Origin of the sequence: Shimia sediminis, from assembly GCF_003990645.1 — a bacterium.
Taxonomy (GTDB): Bacteria; Pseudomonadota; Alphaproteobacteria; order Rhodobacterales; family Rhodobacteraceae; genus Shimia; species Shimia sediminis.
Map to the genome: position 1 here is coordinate 1 of NZ_RYZK01000034.1, position 1,321 is coordinate 1,321.

Sequence of the window (1,321 nt, forward strand, 5' to 3'; positions counted from 1 at the left end):
CGCCCCGGGTTTACCGGAGAGTAAAACACTCAAAGGATGAGCCCTATGACGAAGAGACGATTCACCCCCGCCTATCCGGCTGAACTTCGCGACCGCGGTGTTCGGCTGTTTCAAGAGAACCGCGCGGCTTACACCAGCGACAGCGCTGCGTATCGTGCGATTGCGCCAAAGCTTGGCTGCTCGCCGGACAGCCTGCGGGTCTGGTGCCAACAGGCGGAACGGGATGCCGGTCAACGTGCGGGCCTGACGAGCGCCGAGAAGGATCGGATCAAGGAGTTGGAGCGGGAGAACCGTGAGCTTCGAACCGCCAATGAGATCCTGAAGAAGGCCAGCGCATATTTCGCAGCGGCGGAGCTCGACCGCCCGTTCAAGCGATGATCGCTTTTATCGAAAGGCACAGAGAGGTCTTCGGTGTCGGGCCGATCTGCCGGGTTCTGGGGATCGCACCATCGACCTTTTATGCACACAAGGCCGTTGAACGTGACCCTGAACTGGCCTCTGCTCGGGCAAAGCGTGACCGGACGGACGAAACGGCGATCAAGCGCGTTTTTGAGGCCAGCCGCGGCCGCTACGGTGCCCGCAAGGTCTGGCATGTTCTGCGCCGTGAGGGGCGCGACATCGCCCGCTGCACGGTGGAACGGCTGATGCGAGCCATGCAAATACAGGGTGTTGTACGCGGCAAGAAGGTGATCACGACCAATCCCGATGCGGCCCAGCCATGCCCGGACGACAAAGTAAACCGGGCCTTCGTAGCTCAGATGCCGAACCAGCTCTGGGTGTCCGATTTCACCTATGTCTCAAGCTGGCAGGGGACAGTCTACGTCGCTTTCGTCATCGACGTCTTCGCTCGCAAGATCGTCGGCTGGCGCGTCTCCACCTCGATGACGACAGGTTTCGTGCTGGACGCCCTAAACCAGGCCATCTGCCAGCGGGCGCCGTCCGAGGCGGACAAGTTGATCCATCACAGCGATCGCGGCAGCCAATACCTGTCGATCAAGTACACCGAGCGGCTGGCCGAAGCCGGCATCGACACCTCGGTCGGCAGCGTCGGGGATTCTTATGACAACGCCCTGGCCGAAAGCATCATTGGTCTGTTCAAGACCGAGGTCATCAACTTCCTCGGCCCTTGGAAGTCCGTCGGCCAGGTCGAATGGGAAACCCTGAAATGGGTCGATTGGTACAACACCGAACGCCTGCACAGTGCCATCGGATACGTCACGCCACGAGAGAAAGAGGAGGCATTCTTAGCAGACTTGAGCGCCGTTGAGAAAGCGGCATAACTATTGAACCAGAAACTCTCCGGTAAACCCGGGGCGGTTCA

The 1,321-nt window shown here is 60.2% G+C and carries 1 protein-coding gene and 1 other annotated feature; the gene reads left to right on the top strand.

Features of this window, described 5'->3' with window-relative positions; translation table 11 throughout:
• Positions 1 to 45: 45 nt before the first annotated feature.
• A protein-coding gene (locus EK369_RS21210) for an IS3 family transposase (protein ID WP_127116274.1) occupies positions 46 to 1,280 on the top strand; the annotation gives its coding sequence in 2 pieces (ribosomal slippage) (positions 46 to 343 and positions 343 to 1,280; 1,236 coding nt in all).
• Positions 333 to 449: a sequence feature (AL1L pseudoknot), on the top strand. (Overlaps the previous gene by 117 nt.)
• Positions 1,281 to 1,321: the final 41 nt, after the last annotated feature.